14 protein-coding genes and 1 pseudogene are annotated in these 14,313 nt (G+C 68.0%); 6 read left to right on the top strand and 9 right to left on the bottom strand.

The window, feature by feature from the left end; genetic code table 11:
* Nucleotides 1-11: 11 nt before the first annotated feature.
* Nucleotides 12-1,202: a L,D-transpeptidase gene (locus EV646_RS04855; protein ID WP_132144246.1), complete on the top strand. Its 1,191-nt coding sequence runs from the start codon at nt 12-14 to the stop codon at nt 1,200-1,202.
* Here EV646_RS04855 and EV646_RS04850 read toward each other — a convergent pair.
* On the bottom strand, nt 1,175-1,978 hold the full coding sequence (locus EV646_RS04850) for an alpha/beta fold hydrolase (RefSeq protein WP_132144244.1): 804 nt from the start codon (nt 1,976-1,978) through the stop codon (nt 1,175-1,177). The two genes, EV646_RS04855 and EV646_RS04850, sit on opposite strands and share 28 nt — an antisense overlap.
* Before the next feature lie 41 nt (nt 1,979-2,019).
* Between EV646_RS04850 and EV646_RS04845 the strand changes: the two genes are divergently transcribed.
* Nucleotides 2,020-2,484 carry a MarR family winged helix-turn-helix transcriptional regulator gene (locus EV646_RS04845; RefSeq protein ID WP_132144242.1) on the top strand — a complete coding sequence of 155 codons (465 nt, stop codon included), beginning with the start codon at nt 2,020-2,022 and terminating at the stop codon, nt 2,482-2,484.
* 52 nt (nt 2,485-2,536) lie between these two features.
* Here EV646_RS04845 and qcrB read toward each other — a convergent pair whose 3' ends face one another.
* Genes qcrB through ctaE form a run of 4 tightly spaced genes read right to left on the bottom strand, consistent with a single transcriptional unit; the run spans nt 2,537 to nt 6,712 of the window.
* Complete coding sequence (qcrB, locus tag EV646_RS04840; RefSeq protein ID WP_132144240.1) at nt 2,537-4,195, bottom strand: cytochrome bc1 complex cytochrome b subunit; 1,659 nt, start codon at nt 4,193-4,195, stop codon at nt 2,537-2,539.
* Between the two features lie 6 nt (nt 4,196-4,201).
* Nucleotides 4,202-5,251 carry a cytochrome bc1 complex Rieske iron-sulfur subunit gene (gene qcrA / locus EV646_RS04835; protein ID WP_132144238.1) on the bottom strand — a complete coding sequence of 350 codons (1,050 nt, stop codon included), beginning with the start codon at nt 5,249-5,251 and terminating at the stop codon, nt 4,202-4,204.
* Nucleotides 5,244-6,113 carry a cytochrome bc1 complex diheme cytochrome c subunit gene (qcrC, locus tag EV646_RS04830; RefSeq protein ID WP_132144236.1) on the bottom strand — a complete coding sequence of 290 codons (870 nt, stop codon included), beginning with the start codon at nt 6,111-6,113 and terminating at the stop codon, nt 5,244-5,246. Before qcrC ends, qcrA begins: the two co-directional genes overlap by 8 nt.
* The gene (gene ctaE / locus EV646_RS04825) at nt 6,110-6,712 is read right to left on the bottom strand and encodes an aa3-type cytochrome oxidase subunit III (RefSeq protein ID WP_241995296.1); all 603 of its coding nucleotides are present in this window, start codon (nt 6,710-6,712) and stop codon (nt 6,110-6,112) included. Before ctaE ends, qcrC begins: the two co-directional genes overlap by 4 nt.
* Before the next feature lie 142 nt (nt 6,713-6,854).
* On the opposite strand from ctaE, the gene EV646_RS04820 reads away from it, so the two are divergent.
* From EV646_RS04820 to trpD, 3 genes are read left to right on the top strand one after another with little or no spacing between them, the layout of a single operon-like run.
* Nucleotides 6,855-7,772, top strand: a complete 918-nt coding sequence (locus EV646_RS04820) for a cytochrome c oxidase assembly protein (RefSeq protein WP_132144232.1) — start codon at nt 6,855-6,857, stop codon at nt 7,770-7,772.
* Nucleotides 7,773-7,813: 41 nt separating this feature from the next.
* Nucleotides 7,814-8,224, top strand: coding sequence for an Rv3143 family two-component system response regulator (locus EV646_RS04815; RefSeq protein ID WP_132144230.1), 411 nt, complete (start codon nt 7,814-7,816; stop codon nt 8,222-8,224).
* 3 nt (nt 8,225-8,227) lie between these two features.
* Entirely contained in the window at nt 8,228-9,262 is a 1,035-nt protein-coding gene (trpD, locus tag EV646_RS04810; RefSeq protein ID WP_132144228.1) for an anthranilate phosphoribosyltransferase, read from the top strand.
* 33 nt (nt 9,263-9,295) lie between these two features.
* On the opposite strand, the gene EV646_RS39865 is transcribed toward trpD, so the two are convergent.
* Together EV646_RS39865 and EV646_RS39860 are read right to left on the bottom strand one after the other, a co-directional pair.
* Nucleotides 9,296-10,924, bottom strand: a complete 1,629-nt coding sequence (locus EV646_RS39865) for a hypothetical protein (protein WP_241995287.1) — start codon at nt 10,922-10,924, stop codon at nt 9,296-9,298.
* A complete protein-coding gene (locus tag EV646_RS39860) occupies nt 10,917-11,576 on the bottom strand; it encodes a hypothetical protein (RefSeq protein WP_241995285.1) in 660 nt (219 codons plus the stop codon). Before EV646_RS39860 ends, EV646_RS39865 begins: the two co-directional genes overlap by 8 nt.
* Before the next feature lie 204 nt (nt 11,577-11,780).
* Here EV646_RS39860 and EV646_RS39855 point away from each other — a divergent pair, with 204 nt between their 5' ends.
* Nucleotides 11,781-13,058 (top strand): hypothetical protein, encoded by a 1,278-nt coding sequence (locus tag EV646_RS39855; RefSeq protein WP_241995283.1) that lies wholly within the window; start codon nt 11,781-11,783, stop codon nt 13,056-13,058.
* An 804-nt stretch (nt 13,059-13,862) separates the two neighbouring features.
* Here the strand turns inward: EV646_RS39855 and EV646_RS40890 are convergent.
* Nucleotides 13,863-13,955, bottom strand: a pseudogene (locus tag EV646_RS40890) (DUF2510 domain-containing protein); the annotation flags it as partial.
* A gap of 60 nt (nt 13,956-14,015) precedes the next feature.
* Nucleotides 14,016-14,303, bottom strand: coding sequence for an Lrp/AsnC family transcriptional regulator (locus EV646_RS04795; RefSeq protein WP_132144224.1), 288 nt, complete (start codon nt 14,301-14,303; stop codon nt 14,016-14,018).
* Between the last annotated feature and the right edge of the window lie 10 nt (nt 14,304-14,313).

The following is a 14,313-nucleotide window of genomic DNA, read 5'->3' as shown; positions in this document are numbered from 1 at the left end:
GGATCTGCGTCATGCTGCTGGCCGGAACGGCGTGCAGCGACACCGAGGCCGGGGGATCCTCCGGTTCGGGTACGACGCAGAGCAGTGGGACCCCAGGTGCTTCGACGACCCCAGGTAGCTCGGCCAGCCCATCGCAGAATCCGGGGGCTGCGAATGTCGCGATCGTGCCCGCGAAGGGTGCGAGCGCGGTCAAGCCGGACCAGCCGGTGACTGTGACGACCACGGCCGGGAAGCTGAAGGACGTCGTACTCAAGGACGACGACGGCGACAAGGTCGCCGGCAGCTTCAACACCGAGAAGACTCAGTGGACGTCGCTGCCGCAGCTCAAGCCCGGCGCGTCGTACACCGTGAGCGGTAGTGCGGAGGGCACCGACGGCGCCAGCGTGCCGATCAGCTCGACCTTCAAGACGCTCAAGGCGACCAAGCGGCTGAAGGCCTCGGTCGCCCCGCTGAACGGCGAGACCGTCGGGGTCGCGATGCCGATCCAGATCTACTGGAACAACCCGGTCACGGACCGCGCGGCGGTGGAGAAGCGGCTCTCGGTGAAGACCTCGGTCCCGGTCGTCGGCAGCTGGCACTGGGTGAACAGCATGCAGGTGAACTACCGGCCGATGAACTACTGGCCGGCCGGCACCAAGGTGACCGTGAACATCGACACCCTTGGTGTCAACGCCGGCAGGAGCACCTGGGGCGTGGCCAGCCGGCAGATCTCCTTCTCCATCGGCAAGTCCGTCGTCACCAAGGTCGACGTCAAGAAGCACACGATGTACGTCTTCATCGGCGGCAAGCTGGCCCGGACCATCCCGATCACCGCTGGCAAGGACGGCTTCACCACCCGCAGCGGCGTGAAGGTGATCATGGAAAAGTTCGTCACCAAGCGGATGGACGCGCGGACCGTCGGCATCAAGCCGGGGGACCCGGAGTACTACGACATCCACGACGTGAAGTGGGCCCAGCGGGTGACCAGCTCGGGCGAGTTCATCCACGGCGCGCCGTGGTCGGCCGGCAGCCAGGGCAGTGCCAACGTCAGCCACGGCTGCGTCGGCATGAGCCTGAAGGACGCCCAGTGGTACTTCAGCCAGACCCTGCGCGGCGACCCCGTCGTCGTCACCGGCACCACCCGCAAAATGGAGCCCGGCAACGGCTGGACCGACTGGAACACCAGCTGGTCCACCTACAAGGCCGGCTCGGCTCTCTCCTGAAAGATCTCACTGAGCTCGTCGCCGTGAGCGGCGGGCAGCGAGTGATGGGTCGCAGCCTCTAGACGTACGACGCTGGCCCCGGCTGCACTGGCGCGTTCGGCCAGTGTGCCGGGGTCGTGTGCTTTGCTCTTGCCTGCCATGACCACGAGCAGGTCGGCCTGCAGTCCTTCGAGGTTTGGCCGCTTGGGGCGGACCGGCTTCGCGGTGGGCTCGAGTGTGCCCAGCCCGGCGAGCCGAACCCAATCGGCGTCCAGCGGCAGGCCCTCGGTCTCCCAGCGGAGGAATGACTCGTAGCGTCGCTGGCTGGGCCGCAGCAGCATCGGGAGCGCTCGGGCTATGTAGCTGACCCTCAAGCCGGTGAAGCAGTCTGTGGGGTCGATGAGGGCGAGGCGACCGACGCGCTCGGGGTGCGCGAGGCTGTAGGTGAGGGCGATCCAGGCGCCGTACGAGTGGCCGCAGAGTGTGGTCTGGGTGATCTTCAGGCCGTCCAGCACGGCGGTGAGCCAGGTGATGAGGTCGTCAACGCCGCGCGGCGGGGCGGCCGTGCTGCGTCCAGCATCGCCGGGGAGGTCCAGGGCGTAGACGCGGTATCGGTCGGCGAGCTTCGGCGCCACGGTGAACCACACCGGCGAGGTCGCGCCGTGACCGGCGAGGAGGACCAGCGGGGGCGCGTCGAGCCGACCGCATGCGTTCACGTGCGTGCCGGCGATGTCCAGCTGCTCCACCGGGACACCCCAGCGGTCGAGCAGAGCGTCGTACGCGTCTTGGAAGGTCATGGTGCTGAGAATAGCTCACTGAGTGAGGTAAACTGCGGAGTATGCGTGAAGGAGTGATGCCGGCGGATCCGGCGCGTGCCGCGGCGTTGGGGCTCGTGCATCAGTTGCGGGAGGTTGCGTTGCGGCTGGAGCTGGTGGCGGGGGAGTTCGCCCGTACGACCGGTATGCACGCGACCGACGTACGGGCGCTCATCCGGTTGCTGGATGCGGAGCGGGCTGGGGTGGAGGCGACGCCGAGTTGGCTCGCTCAGCAGCTTGGGATGACGTCTCAGGCGACGACGGCGGTCATCCACCGGCTCGAAGCTGCAGGGCATGTTGAGCGGCTCAGAAGCCGTTCAGACGGGCGGAGTGCGCGTCTGCAGGTGTCGGATGCCGCCGTCGAGCTCGGCTGGGAGTTCTTCGGCCCGTTGCTCGAGCGTCTGATCGCCGTCACTGAGACGCTTCACCGGCCGGAGCGCGCGGTTGTCAGCGACTACCTGACCGCAGTGTCCGCAGCGATCGACTGACGGGCAAAGCGAAAGGCCCCGCCGTGGCGGGGCCTTTCGGGTGGTGCTTGGTTCAGGACCTGTCGCTGGTGACCTCGCGGTAGGTTTCGGTCTCGGTCAGTTCGTGGATCTCATCCGCGTCGTGACCGTGAGCCTGTGCCTCCTCGAGCTCCTCCCGGGTTGGCTTCTGCACCGCGTCGGCGAAGTAGAAGCCGGACAGCTTGGCACGGAGCTTGTTGAGGGCCCGGCGCGGGGCGCGGACGCCGTTGTCGTCGGTCTCCGGGCCGATGTCCAGCGGCAGCAGCCGGTCCCGGGCGGTGAGCGTGTAGGCCTCGTATCCGCCGACCGGGGTGTGCTTCTCGGAGTACGCACCCTCGGGGGAGCGGACGATGACGCCGGTCTCCAGCCCGTGCAGCAGCCGGTCGTTGTCGGCCCGCTGCAGCGAGATCGCGATGCGCCTGGTGACCCAGAACGCCAGTACCGGGCCGAGGAACACCGCGAACCGGAGGAACCAGGTCACGTTGTTCAGCGAGACACCGAAGTGGGTGGCGATCAGGTCGTTACCACCGCCGATCCAGAGCAGACCGTAGAACGTCATGAACGCGACGCCGATACCGGTCCGGGTCGGCATGTTGCGCGGCCGGTCCAGCAGGTGGTGCTCGCGCTTGTCACCGGTGATCCACGCTTCGATGAACGGATAGAGCGCGACCAGGGTGACGAAGGCAGGAGGTATCAGCAGGGCCGGGATGATCAGGTTCCAGCTCAGCGTGATGCCCCAGAAATGGGACTCGAAGCCCGGCATTATTCGGACCGAGCCTTCCAGCCAGCCCATGTACCAGTCCGGCTGCGAGCCGGCCGTCACTTCCGCGGGGTTGTACGGGCCGTAGAGCCAGACCGGGTTGATCTGCATCAGTGCGCCCATCAGAGCGGTGATGCCGAAGACGACGAAGAAGAAGCCGCCGGCCTTGGCCGTGTAAACCGGCCACAGCGGGTAGCCGACCACGTTGTTGTTGGTCCGGCCGGGGCCTGCGTACTGCGTGTGCTTGTGGTACACGACCAGGAACAGGTGGACTGATACCAGCAACAGGATGATCCCTGGTATCAGCAGCACGTGCACGATGAAGAATCTGGGCACCATGTCATCGCCGGGGAACTCGCCGCCGAAGATGAAGAAGTTCATGTACGTGCCGATCACCGGCGACGCCTGGATCATGCCCTGGGTGATCCGCAGACCGGTACCGGACAGCAGGTCGTCGGGCAGGCCGTAACCGATGAAGCCCTCGATGATGCCGAGGAACAGCATCGTGAAACCAATCACCCAGTTCAGCTCACGCGGCTTGCGGAACGCGCCGGTGAAGAAGATGCGGAGCAGGTGCACCATCATCGCCGCGATGAACAGCACCGCCGCCCAGTGGTGGATCTGCCGCATCAGCAGACCGCCGCGGACGTCGAACGAGATGTCCAGCGTCGAGGCGTATGCCTCGGACATGTGCAGGCCCTTGAGCAGGCTGTACGAGCCCTGGTACTCGACCTCGGCCATCGACGGCTTGAACCAGAAGGTCAGGAAGGTGCCGGTGAGCAGCAGGATGATGAAGCTGTAGAGCGCGATCTCACCCAGCATGAAGGACCAGTGGTCCGGGAACACCTTGCGCAGGTTCTTCCGGCCGATCTTGCCGATCCCGAGACGGTCGTCGAGATACTTGACCGGGGCGGGGAATTCTTTGTCAGACACGTGCTGTCACCCTCGTTCGAAGAAGCTCGGGCCGACCGGCTCGGTGAAGTCGCTCTGGGCGACCAGGTAGCCCTCGCTGTCCACCGCCAACGGTAGCTGAGGCAACGGCCGGGCGGCAGGGCCGAAGACGACTTTGGCGCTGTCGGCCAGGTCGAAGGTCGACTGGTGGCACGGGCAGAGCACGTGGTGGGTGGTCTGCTCGTACAGCGAGATCGGGCAGCCGACGTGCGTGCAGATCTTGGAGTAGCACAGGATGCCGTCGATACCCCAGTTCTCCCGGCCCGGCTTGGTGCGGATCTCGGTGGGCCTGATCCGGACCACGATCACCGCGGCCTTCGCCCGGGCGTTCTGGTACTCGACCGCGCTCTCCTCCTGGAGCGGAGGCAGGTTGGCCGGAATCGCGTTGACCAGCTGGCCGACGATCATGTCCGCCGGCTTGATCGGGCGGGCCGTGACGTCGTTGACGACGCGGATCCCCTTGGCCCAGATCGTGTGGTAGAGCGTCCGGCCCGGCAGCGGACCGAGGTCACGCAGCAGTACGACGGCCGGCAGACCGAGCAGGCCGAGTCCGGTGAAGAGACCGCGGCGGATCAGCGTACGGCGGCCGAAGCCCGACTCCGCCGCGCCCTGCTTGAAGGCCTCGGTGATGTCCTGGATCTGCTCCGGCGAGGAGTGCGCCGGGTGCCGGTCCTCGGAGATCTCCTCGTCGACCATCAGCTTCTTCGCCCACTGGATCGCGCCGGCGCCGATCAGGAACAGCGCGAGGCCGATGCACAGGCCGATCGCCATGTTGTTGGCGTTGCCGGACAGCGGGCCGAACTCGAAGACGGAGTCGCGCGGGATGGCGAAGTACGCCACACACGAACCGAGCGCGAGAACGCCGGCCAGCGTGAACATCGCCGACACCTGGCGCTCGACCCGGTCGGCCGCCTTCGGGTCGATATCCGTGATCCGGTACTCGTGGGGCTCGATGCCCGGATCGGCGATCGGCTCGGCTACCTCGACCGCGCCGTGTCCTTCGTCCGCCTTGACGACGGGAAGCTTCTCGTCACTCACTGGCCTTCGCTCCCTTGGCCTTGACGCCCTTGGCGCCGATCCACACCGCTACACAGACCAGCACGCCGATACCGACCAGCCAGCCCCACAGACCCTCGGAGACCGGGCCGAGCCGGCCGAGGCCGAAGCCGCCCGGATCCTTCTGCTCCTGCAGCGCGTGCAGGTAGGCGATGATGTCGCGCTTGTCCTCCGGCTGCATCACCTGGTCGGAGAAGACCGGCATCTGCTGCGGACCGGTGAGCATCGCCTCGTAGATGTGCTTCGGGTCGACGTTCATCAGCGACGGGGCGTACTTGCCGTTCGGCAGCGCGCCGCCGCGACCGGCAAAGTTGTGGCACGCCGTGCAGTTCGTCCGGAAGAGCTCGCCACCGCGGGTGACCTGCTCGTCGGTGGCCTTGCTGATGTCGTACGACTCCTGCGCCGGGACCGCCGGGCCGGGGGCGAGGGAGGCGACGTACGCCGCCAGGGCCTCGATCTCGGCCTGGGTGTAGGCGGGAGTCTTGCGCGGGACCTGCGCGCCGGTCTGCATCGCTGGCATCCGGCCGGTGCCGACCTGGAAGTCGACCGCGGCCGCGCCGACCCCGATCAGCGACGGGCCGGCCATCTTCCCCTCGCCGTTGCCGCCGCCCTCGGCGTTCAGGCCGTGGCAGCTCGAGCAACCGACCGCGAAGAGCTTCTTGCCCTCCTCGATCTGCTGGGACTGGGCCGAGTTGTCCGCCACCGCGTTGTCAGGGGCGAACGCGGCGTACGCCGAGCCCACTGCCAGGAGGCCGAACAGGAGCACGACGAGGCCGGCGGACCGGTGCCGTCGTCGCGCGGAGAGAAAGCGCGCCGGTGACAAGCTAAGTCTCTTCTCACTCATTGGAGCAGGTAGATGGTCGCGAACAGGGCGATCCAGACCACGTCGACGAAGTGCCAGTAGTACGACACGACGATCGCCGAGACGGCCTGTTCGTGGGTGAACTTACGGGCCATGTACGTCCTGGCCAGGACGAACACGAAAGCGATGAGGCCACCGGTCACGTGCAGACCGTGGAACCCGGTGGTCAGGAAGAAGACCGAGCCGTACGGCGACGACGAGATCGTGATGCCCTCGTGGATCAGGTTCGCGTACTCGGTCACCTGACCGGCGATGAAGACCGCGCCCATCAGGTACGTGAGGCAGAACCACTCACGCATACCCCAGTTGCGGGGGTTCGCCAGCGAGCCGGTCCGGCCCACCTTGCCGTGCTCGGCGGCGAAGACGCCGGCCTGGCAGGTGAACGACGACGCGACCAGGACGAACGTGTTGACCGACGCGAACGGCACGTCCAGCATCGCCGTGGAGGTCTCCCACAGCGAGGCCGTCCCCTGCGCGGCGGCGGCGGTCGTCACCGACCTGATCGTGAAGTACGCCGCGAAGAGGGCGGCGAAGAACATCAGTTCGCTCGAAAGCCAGACGATCGTGCCGACACTGACCATGCTGGGACGGTCGTGGTGTCCGTGTTCACGAGACGCTGGGAGCGCGGTTGCAGTGGCCACGCGGTCATTATGTCGGTCCCCGTCTCATCTGCCACGACCACCCCCATGCATGTCGTCAAGTAGTGGTTTCTACTGTGGAAGCGTGCTTCCCCTCCACGCCGGGCCCGGCGACCAGATCGCGCCGTTCACTCCGCTGCGGTTGCTGACCGGCTGGACCTTCGAACCGGTGTTACTCGGCGTGATCGCCGTACTGGCAGGCCTCTATCTGTACGGCGTCCATCGGCTCCGCGCGCGGGGTGACAAATGGTCGCGGGGCCGGACTTTCGCGTTCGTCGGACTGGGGCTGGGCAGTGCGGTGATTGCCACCCAGTCGGCGCTCGGCACCTACGACACCGTGCTGCTCAGCGTGCACATGGCCCAGCACATGATCCTGTCGATGCTGACGCCGTTGATGATGGCGCTCGGCGCCCCGGTGACGCTGGCGCTGCGCACCCTGCCCGCCCGGCCGCGGAAGTGGTTGCTCTCCGTGTTGCATTCACGGTTCGCGAAGGTGATGTGCTTCCCGCTGATCGGGTTCACGCTGTTCGTATTGAGCCCGTGGGCGCTCTACTTCAGTGGCTGGTACGAGGCGACGCTGCGGAGCGCAATGCTCCACGACCTGCTGCATCTGCACTTCATTCTGGTCGGCTCGCTGTTCTTCTGGCCGCTGCTCGGCCTCGACCCGGTGCCCGGCCGGGTGATCTACCCGTTCCGGCTGATCCTGACGTTTCTCACGCTGCCGTTCCACGCCTTCCTCGGCATCACCATCATGTCGGCGAACAAGCTGATCGCGGAGGACTGGTACACCAGCTTCGGCCGGTCCTGGCCGCCGTCGCCGTTGCGCGACCAGTACATCGCCGGCGGGCTGTTGTGGGGGTCGGGCGACATCATCGGGCTGGTGTTCTTCGGCGTACTTTTCGTCCAGTGGGTTCGCGAGTCACAACGCGAAGCTCGTCGCGAGGACCGCCGGCTGGACCGGTTGGAGGAACAGGCTCGCCGGACCGGACAGGCCCCCCGGTAGCATTCCGGTTGTCCACATCACACAGAACTTGGGATGGATCGATGAGTTCAGAGCGTCCGCTGAAGGTGCTGGTCTACAGCGACGACCGTACGACGCGGGAGTCCGTCCGGCTGGCCCTGGGCAAGCGGCCCGCCGCCGATCTGCCCGAGCTCGAGTACGTCGAGTGCGCGACCGAGCCGGCCGTGATCAAGACCATGGACAAGGGCGGTATCGACCTGGCCATCCTGGACGGCGAGGCGGTGCCGGCCGGCGGGATGGGAATCGCGCGGCAGCTGAAGGACGAGGTCTTCCAGTGCCCGCCGGTGCTGGTGATCACCGGTCGTCCGCAGGACGCCTGGCTGGCGACCTGGTCCCGCGCCGAGGCCGCGGTTTCGCACCCGATCGACCCGGTGCGGATCGCCGAGGTCACCGCCGACCTGCTCCGGCAGCGGCTGGCCAACCTCCCCGTCTGAGCCATGAGCTACTCCTGGCCGCAGGTGCTCAACCCGCTGCTCCGGCACCAGGATCTGGACGCGCCCGCCACCGCGTGGGCGATGGAGCAGATCCTGTCCGGCGCGGCGTCCCCGGCGCAGCTCGCCGGGTTCGTGATCGCGCTGCGCTCCAAGGGCGAGACGGTGACCGAGGTCGAGGGCCTGGTCAAGACGATGCGCGACTTCGCCACCCGGATCTCGGTCTCCGGCCGGACGCTGGACGTCGTCGGCACCGGCGGTGACCAAGCCCACACGGTGAACATCAGCACGATGTCGGCGATCGTCGCGGCCGGTGCGGGTGCGAAGGTGCTCAAGCACGGCAACCGCGCGGCCTCCTCGGCGTGCGGCGCGGCTGACGTACTGGAAGAGCTCGGGATCCGGCTCGATCTCAGCGCGGCGCAGGTGGCCGAGGTGGGGGAGCGGGTCGGGATCACGTTCTGCTTCGCTCCGGCGTTCCACCCGGCGCTCCGGCATGCCGCCGTACCGCGGCGTGAGCTCGGTGTGCCGACCACGTTCAACTTCCTTGGCCCGTTGGCGAATCCGGGCGACCCGTCGGCGCAGGCGGTCGGTGTCGGTGATGGGCGGATCGCCGGGCTGATGGCTGGTGTGCTCGCCCGGCGTGGGATCGACGCGCTGGTCTTCCACGGTGACGACGGGTTGGACGAGTTGACGACGCGTACGACGTCGCAGGTGTGGACAGTCGGCGGTGGTTCGGTGGAGGGGCCGTTCACGGTGGATCCGCGTGAGCTCGGGATCGAGCCGGTGTCGGCGGATGCGCTGAGGGGGGCCGACGCGTCGTACAACGCGAAGGTCGTCCGGGCGTTGCTCGATGGTGAGCCGGGTGCGGTGCGGGACGTCGTACTGCTGAACGCGGGTGCGGCGCTGGCGGCGTACACGCCGGTTGACGAGCCTGTCACCAGCCGGATCCGGATCGGGATGGACCGGGCGGCGGAGGCGATCGATTCGGGTGCGGCGAAGGACGTGCTGGACCGGTGGATCTCGGCGTGTGCTTCAGCTTGAGGGGCCGGCGGTTGGCCCGCCGGCCCTCTGCTGCTAGCTGTTGATCTTGATGCCGGCGACCTTGCTGCGCCAGACGTTCTGCCAGGTGGGGGTCGAGCCGGCGATGTCGCCGATCGCGACGGCCGCAGTGCCGTCGCCACGGTCGATCACCGCGAACATCACCGTGGAGAACGTCTCGAGCCCGGGCGCGTCGGTCACCGCGACTCGCGCGGTGATCTCGTGTCCTGGGTGCCCGTCCACCGTGATGTTCTTGTGCGCGACGTTGGAGACCTTGGCTGACTTCGAATAGAGCTGAGTGACCGTGTACTCACCGATCTTCGCCGCGGCCTCCCGCAGCCCTGCCTTGCCGGTGTACGGGATCTCCGGCGGCAGCTGGCCGAAGGCGACGTAGTTGCCCCAGTCGTGGTTCTTCTTGCCGTCGTAGTTCTTGTGCACCGTCAGCCAGATCGCGGCTGCGCTCCACAGGCCGGTGCGCTCACCCGTCTCGCTCCAGGCCGAGCCCATGATCGGCATGGTGTCGTTGTTGCCGGCAACGATCTGGGTGCCGACCAGCTTGCCGGGCACCTCCTTCGGCCGCACCGACGGGCTGACCGTCTTCATCGGCTTCTGGTTGCCGGTCGGCAGAGTGACCGGGGCGACGGCGTCGGCCTTGGTCCAGATCCAGCCGACGCTCAGGCCGGTGGTGGCGAGGGCGGCGACTACGAGGACCAGGGCGCCGATGAGGCGCGCCCTTCGCGCGGTCTCGAGCGAGCTGTTGCCGGTGCTCTTGCCCTTGCTGTGCCCGCTTTGCTGGCTGTGCTGAGGCTGCTGGGCTTGGCCGTGTTGGGCTTGGCTGTATTGGTTTTGGCTATACGGCGGCTGGGGCTGTTGCTGGGCGTACGTCGGCTGACCGGAGTGCTGCGGCTGACCGGGGTGCTTCGGCTGGCCTGTGCGCTGCGGCTGGCCTGTGTACTGCTGACCGGCTTGGGGTGCGCCGTACTGCTGTTGCTGGGCGCCGTACTGGCCTTGGTTTGCCTGTGGCGGGCCGGAGTAGCCGGTGGCTGGGCGTGCTTGACCGGTCTGCGGCTGCTGCGGGGGTGGGGCCGCGTGCTGGGCGCGCGGAGGCTGCTGCGGTTGGTGCTGCTGCCCGGCTTGCTGCTGCTGACTGGGCTGGCTCCGCGGCTGCTGCTGTGCCTGGGCGTAGTACGGCTGGTCCGGCGGCTGTGGGGCCCGGTGCTGCGGACCCGCCTGCTGCTGCCCCTGGTACGGCGTACTGGCGCCACCGGTGGGTCGCGTCGGCGGCGGGGGAGGCGGCGGTGCCGGTGCGGGTGACTGCCCGAACAGCGCGTCGGACCCGTCATTGCTGGAGTCGGCCGGCCGGTAGTCCGCCGGCGGCTGAGAGCTGAGGCCTTGGTCACGGCGGTCGGAGGCTGCCGGCGGGCCTGCTTCGGACCAGTTGCTCGGCACCGGCGGTGCCTGCGGCGTACCGGCGAGCGGGTCGGCGCCCTGCGAAGGCGGCGACGGCACCGGTGGCGGCGGCGGGGCCGGGGTGGACTGCGCGAGCGGGTCCGATCCGGGTTGGTACCCCTGCGGGCGGTCGCCGAAGCCCGGCTGCGGCTGGTGCGGTGGCGCACTGTGCCGGGCCGGTGGGCGCTGCGGGGTCTGGTCCTGGTTCTCAGCCAACGTTGATTCCCTTGTAGGCCTGACTCTCGGCCGTCCTCAGATCCGGCCGGTTGGTCGGGATGTCACTGATGTACGCGACGGCAGTACCGTCACCGAGGTCGAAGACGGCCACAGTCAGGGTAAGCACTCGGGCGGTCAACTTCGGCGAGTTGGCGGTCACGGTCTGCTGGAAGTACCAGCCCGACTTGTCCGATCGCTTCACCGCGCCGTTGCTCACGTTCTTGAACGTCACCGGGATGTCGCCGTACATCGAACTGCGCAATTTGATCGAGAGCGACTGCGCGGTCGCCTTCGGATCGCCGTTGAACCCGGAGTCGGTGCCGAGCGCGCCGACGAAGATGTCGGCGTACCAGTCGTTGCGGCCGTCGAAGTTCTCCTGCAGCAGGACGTACTGGCCGCTGGAGTTGTGCAGCTGCTGGACCAGGCGCAGGCGATCCGACCACGGCGGGTTCCGCCGCGGGAACGAGATCGCGGCGGACGAGATCCGGTTGCCCTCGTGCAACTTCGGATTCTTCGACTGCCCAGCCTTCGTGGTGCTCTCGCTGGTCGGCTGGGTCCCGGTCGGCTGCGTGGTCGGCCCGCTGTCAGGCCCCGCCTTCTTGTCGTCCCAAGGCCCGACAATCAGAACCACCGCCAACACGATCAGCGCCACCACGCCAACCGCCCCACCAACTATCAACGGCGTCCGAGCCCCCGACCCCTCACCACCAGAAGCCTTCCCCTTCTTGCTCTTGCCCTTCCCCCCACGCGAGTCAGCACCAGCACCGCGCAAGTCAGCACCGGCCCACCCCTGCGACCCTCCACGCTCAACCCCACCACTCGCCTGACCCCCACCACCCCAACCACTGGCCGCAGCTTGCTGCCCCCCACCTTGCTGCTGCCCACCACCACCCCAGCCACCAGCAGCCCCCTGCTGCACAGCCACCCCCTGCCATGGATTACTACCCCCCTGCCCATCCGCACCCGGCTGCCCCTGACCCTGCCCGCCCCACCCTTGCTGTGCCTGACCTACCTGCTCGCCGGCTTGCACACCCCAACCCTGCTGAGCCTGGCCTTCCTGCTCATCGGCCTGCCCACCCCAGCCCTGCTGAGCCCCACCTGCCTGGTCGCCGCCTTGCTCGGCTTGGTCTGGTTGCCGAACACCCCAAACCTGCCCACCCCACCCCTGACCACCCTCAGCGTCCCCGGCCTGCTGCTCTTGAGTCCGCCCACCGTCAGCCTGCACACCCCAACCCTGCTGCCCCTGGCCCACCTGCTCGCCAGCCTGCACACCCCAGACCTGTCCACCCCACCCCTGACCGTCGTCAGGCTGTGCGTCCCCGGCCGGCTGTCCTTGACCCTGCCCGCCACCGGCCTGCACGCCCCAGCCCTGACCACCTTCGGCGCGCGCGCCTCCGGCCTGCTGTCCGTGAGCCTGCTGTTCGTCGGCTTGTACGCCCCACCCCTGCTGGATCTGACCTGCTTGGTCGCCGCCGTGCTGCACGCCCCAGCCCTGCTGAGCGTGGTCTGCCTCGTCGCTGGCCTGCTGCACGCCCGAGCCCCGACCGCCTTCGGCGTGCGCGACTCCGGTCTGCTGCCCTTGAGCCTGGCCGCCTTCGGCTTGTACGCCCCAGCCCTGAGCTTGGGCTGCCTGGTCGGCGCCCCAGCCTTGCTGGGCCTGGTCTGGTTGCTTAGGACCCCAGCCCGGATCACCTTCGGCGTCCGCGGGCTGCTGACCTTGAGGTTGCCCGCCGTCGGTCTGGACGCCCCAGCCATGCTGAGCGACCTGGTCTGGTTGGTTGCTGTTCTGCTCGACGCCCCAGCCCTCAGGACTGGCATGGCTCTGGCCGCCAGCTGTCTGCTGGTGTTGTGCCTGGCCCTCGTCAGCCTGCACGCCCCAGCTCTGCTGCGCTTGGGCTGCCTGCTCGATGCCCAAGCCTTGGTGAGCTTGGTTGCTGGGCTGCTGTGTATCCGAGTCTTCGTGCTGCGCCGTGGTGGGCTGTGTGTCCACCGGCATGATGCCCCAGCGTTGTTGGGCCTTGGCCACTTTGGTGAGGGGTTGTGCGACTGCCGGGCTCTGGTCGTCGGCGGACGGCGTACTGGTCGACTCCGGGATGGGCGTCTGGCCCTGGTCCGGCTCTACGTCCCAGGCTGACTGAGCCTGCGTGGTGGCTGCTGGCACGCCCCACCGCTGTTGGGCTTCGGCGATCTTGCTGCCGGTCTGCTCGGGATCTGGCTGCGCACCCCAGGCCGGTTGGACGAGTGTGGGTTCTTCGTCCGCTTGGGTGCCCCAGCCCTGATCGCCCTGCGTTTGTTCACCGTTCGGCGTACCGGCGGATTGCGCCTCCGATGTCTGCTCTTCGGTGGACTGCGTGCCTATCGTCCACCAACCTGCAGCCGCGTCACCTGCAGCACCTCCAGCACCCGCGGAAGCCGCAGCGGTTTGTTCTGCGGCTTCGGCGGCTGCTTCGTCGAGCAACTCCTCCAGGGGCGGCCGCTGGCTCCAGTGTTCCGGAGGCGCCGGTGCGATGGGCGGCGCACCCCACGTGGCCCGCGCCCGCTCGAACGGCGTCAGTCCGTCCCCGGCAGTCTCCGCTCCACCGTCCGCCGGCGCTCCGGCACCGTGGGCCGAGTCGTCGGCGGGCTGGATCGCCCGAGGCTGTTGCTGTGAAGCGGCCGCGACGACGGTGCCGCGAGCCGATTCGTCGACAGCCTGGAGAGCCCGCGGCTGTTGCTGTGAAGCCGCCGCTGTGCTGATGCCTTGAGCCGGGCCGTCCGCGGGCTGGTTCGCCTGAAGCTGCGAACCCGCTGCCGCGCCTGCGTCCTGAGTCCAGGAGTCGGCGGGCTGTTGGTCAGACCGGGCCGAGTGGTCCTCGAGTTGGAACGACCAGGACTGTTGTTCCGAGGCTGCCGCGGCGGCTGTGTCTGTCGTGGGGGATTCTTCGGGGAGTTCCTTTTCGGTGCGGTTGGTCCATTGCTTCCCGTTCCACCAGCGGATGGTGTTCGGCTGGCCGGTGGGGTCCGGATACCAGCCCGCGGGAGGATTGCTCATGCGCTCACCGTAACTTCAGCTCGTGTCAGCAAGACCGTGGTTTCCAGCCGTCAGACACGCTCAGACCCCGTCCTCCTGACCCAGGCTGAAGGCCGCCTCCAGGTCGTGCGTCGAGTACGTCCGGAAGGCGATGTGCGTCTCGGTGCTCAGTACGCCGGGCACCCGGTTCACGTGGTCGGGGATGACGGTGGCCAGGTCGTCGTGGTGGGCGACCCGGACCATCGCGATCAGGTCGAGCCCGCCGGTCACGGAGTACACCTCGCTGACACCTTCGATCGCCGCCACCTGCTCGGCGACCTCCGGGATCCGTGCGACGTCGGCCTTGATGAACACGATCGCGGTGACCATTCCGTCCTCT

Origin of the sequence: Kribbella antiqua (genome assembly GCF_004345665.1) — a bacterium.
Classification (GTDB): domain Bacteria; phylum Actinomycetota; class Actinomycetes; order Propionibacteriales; family Kribbellaceae; genus Kribbella; species Kribbella antiqua.
Note: the sequence above shows the minus strand (reverse complement) of the source record. Positions and strands in the feature narration are given on the sequence as shown.

Excerpts from the sequence above, each read along its gene's own strand:
- EV646_RS04855 (WP_132144246.1), top strand. The coding sequence starts at position 12 with ATGCTGCTGGCCGGAACGGCGTGCAGCGACACCGAGGCCGGGGGATCC.
- EV646_RS04850 (WP_132144244.1), bottom strand. The coding sequence starts at position 1,978 with ATGACCTTCCAAGACGCGTACGACGCTCTGCTCGACCGCTGGGGTGTC.
- EV646_RS04845 (WP_132144242.1), top strand. The coding sequence starts at position 2,020 with ATGCGTGAAGGAGTGATGCCGGCGGATCCGGCGCGTGCCGCGGCGTTG.
- qcrC (WP_132144236.1), bottom strand. The coding sequence starts at position 6,113 with ATGAGTGAGAAGAGACTTAGCTTGTCACCGGCGCGCTTTCTCTCCGCG.
- ctaE (WP_241995296.1), bottom strand. The coding sequence starts at position 6,712 with ATGGTCAGTGTCGGCACGATCGTCTGGCTTTCGAGCGAACTGATGTTC.
- EV646_RS04815 (WP_132144230.1), top strand. The coding sequence starts at position 7,814 with ATGAGTTCAGAGCGTCCGCTGAAGGTGCTGGTCTACAGCGACGACCGT.
- trpD (WP_132144228.1), top strand. The coding sequence starts at position 8,228 with ATGAGCTACTCCTGGCCGCAGGTGCTCAACCCGCTGCTCCGGCACCAG.
- EV646_RS04795 (WP_132144224.1), bottom strand. The coding sequence starts at position 14,303 with ATGGTCACCGCGATCGTGTTCATCAAGGCCGACGTCGCACGGATCCCG.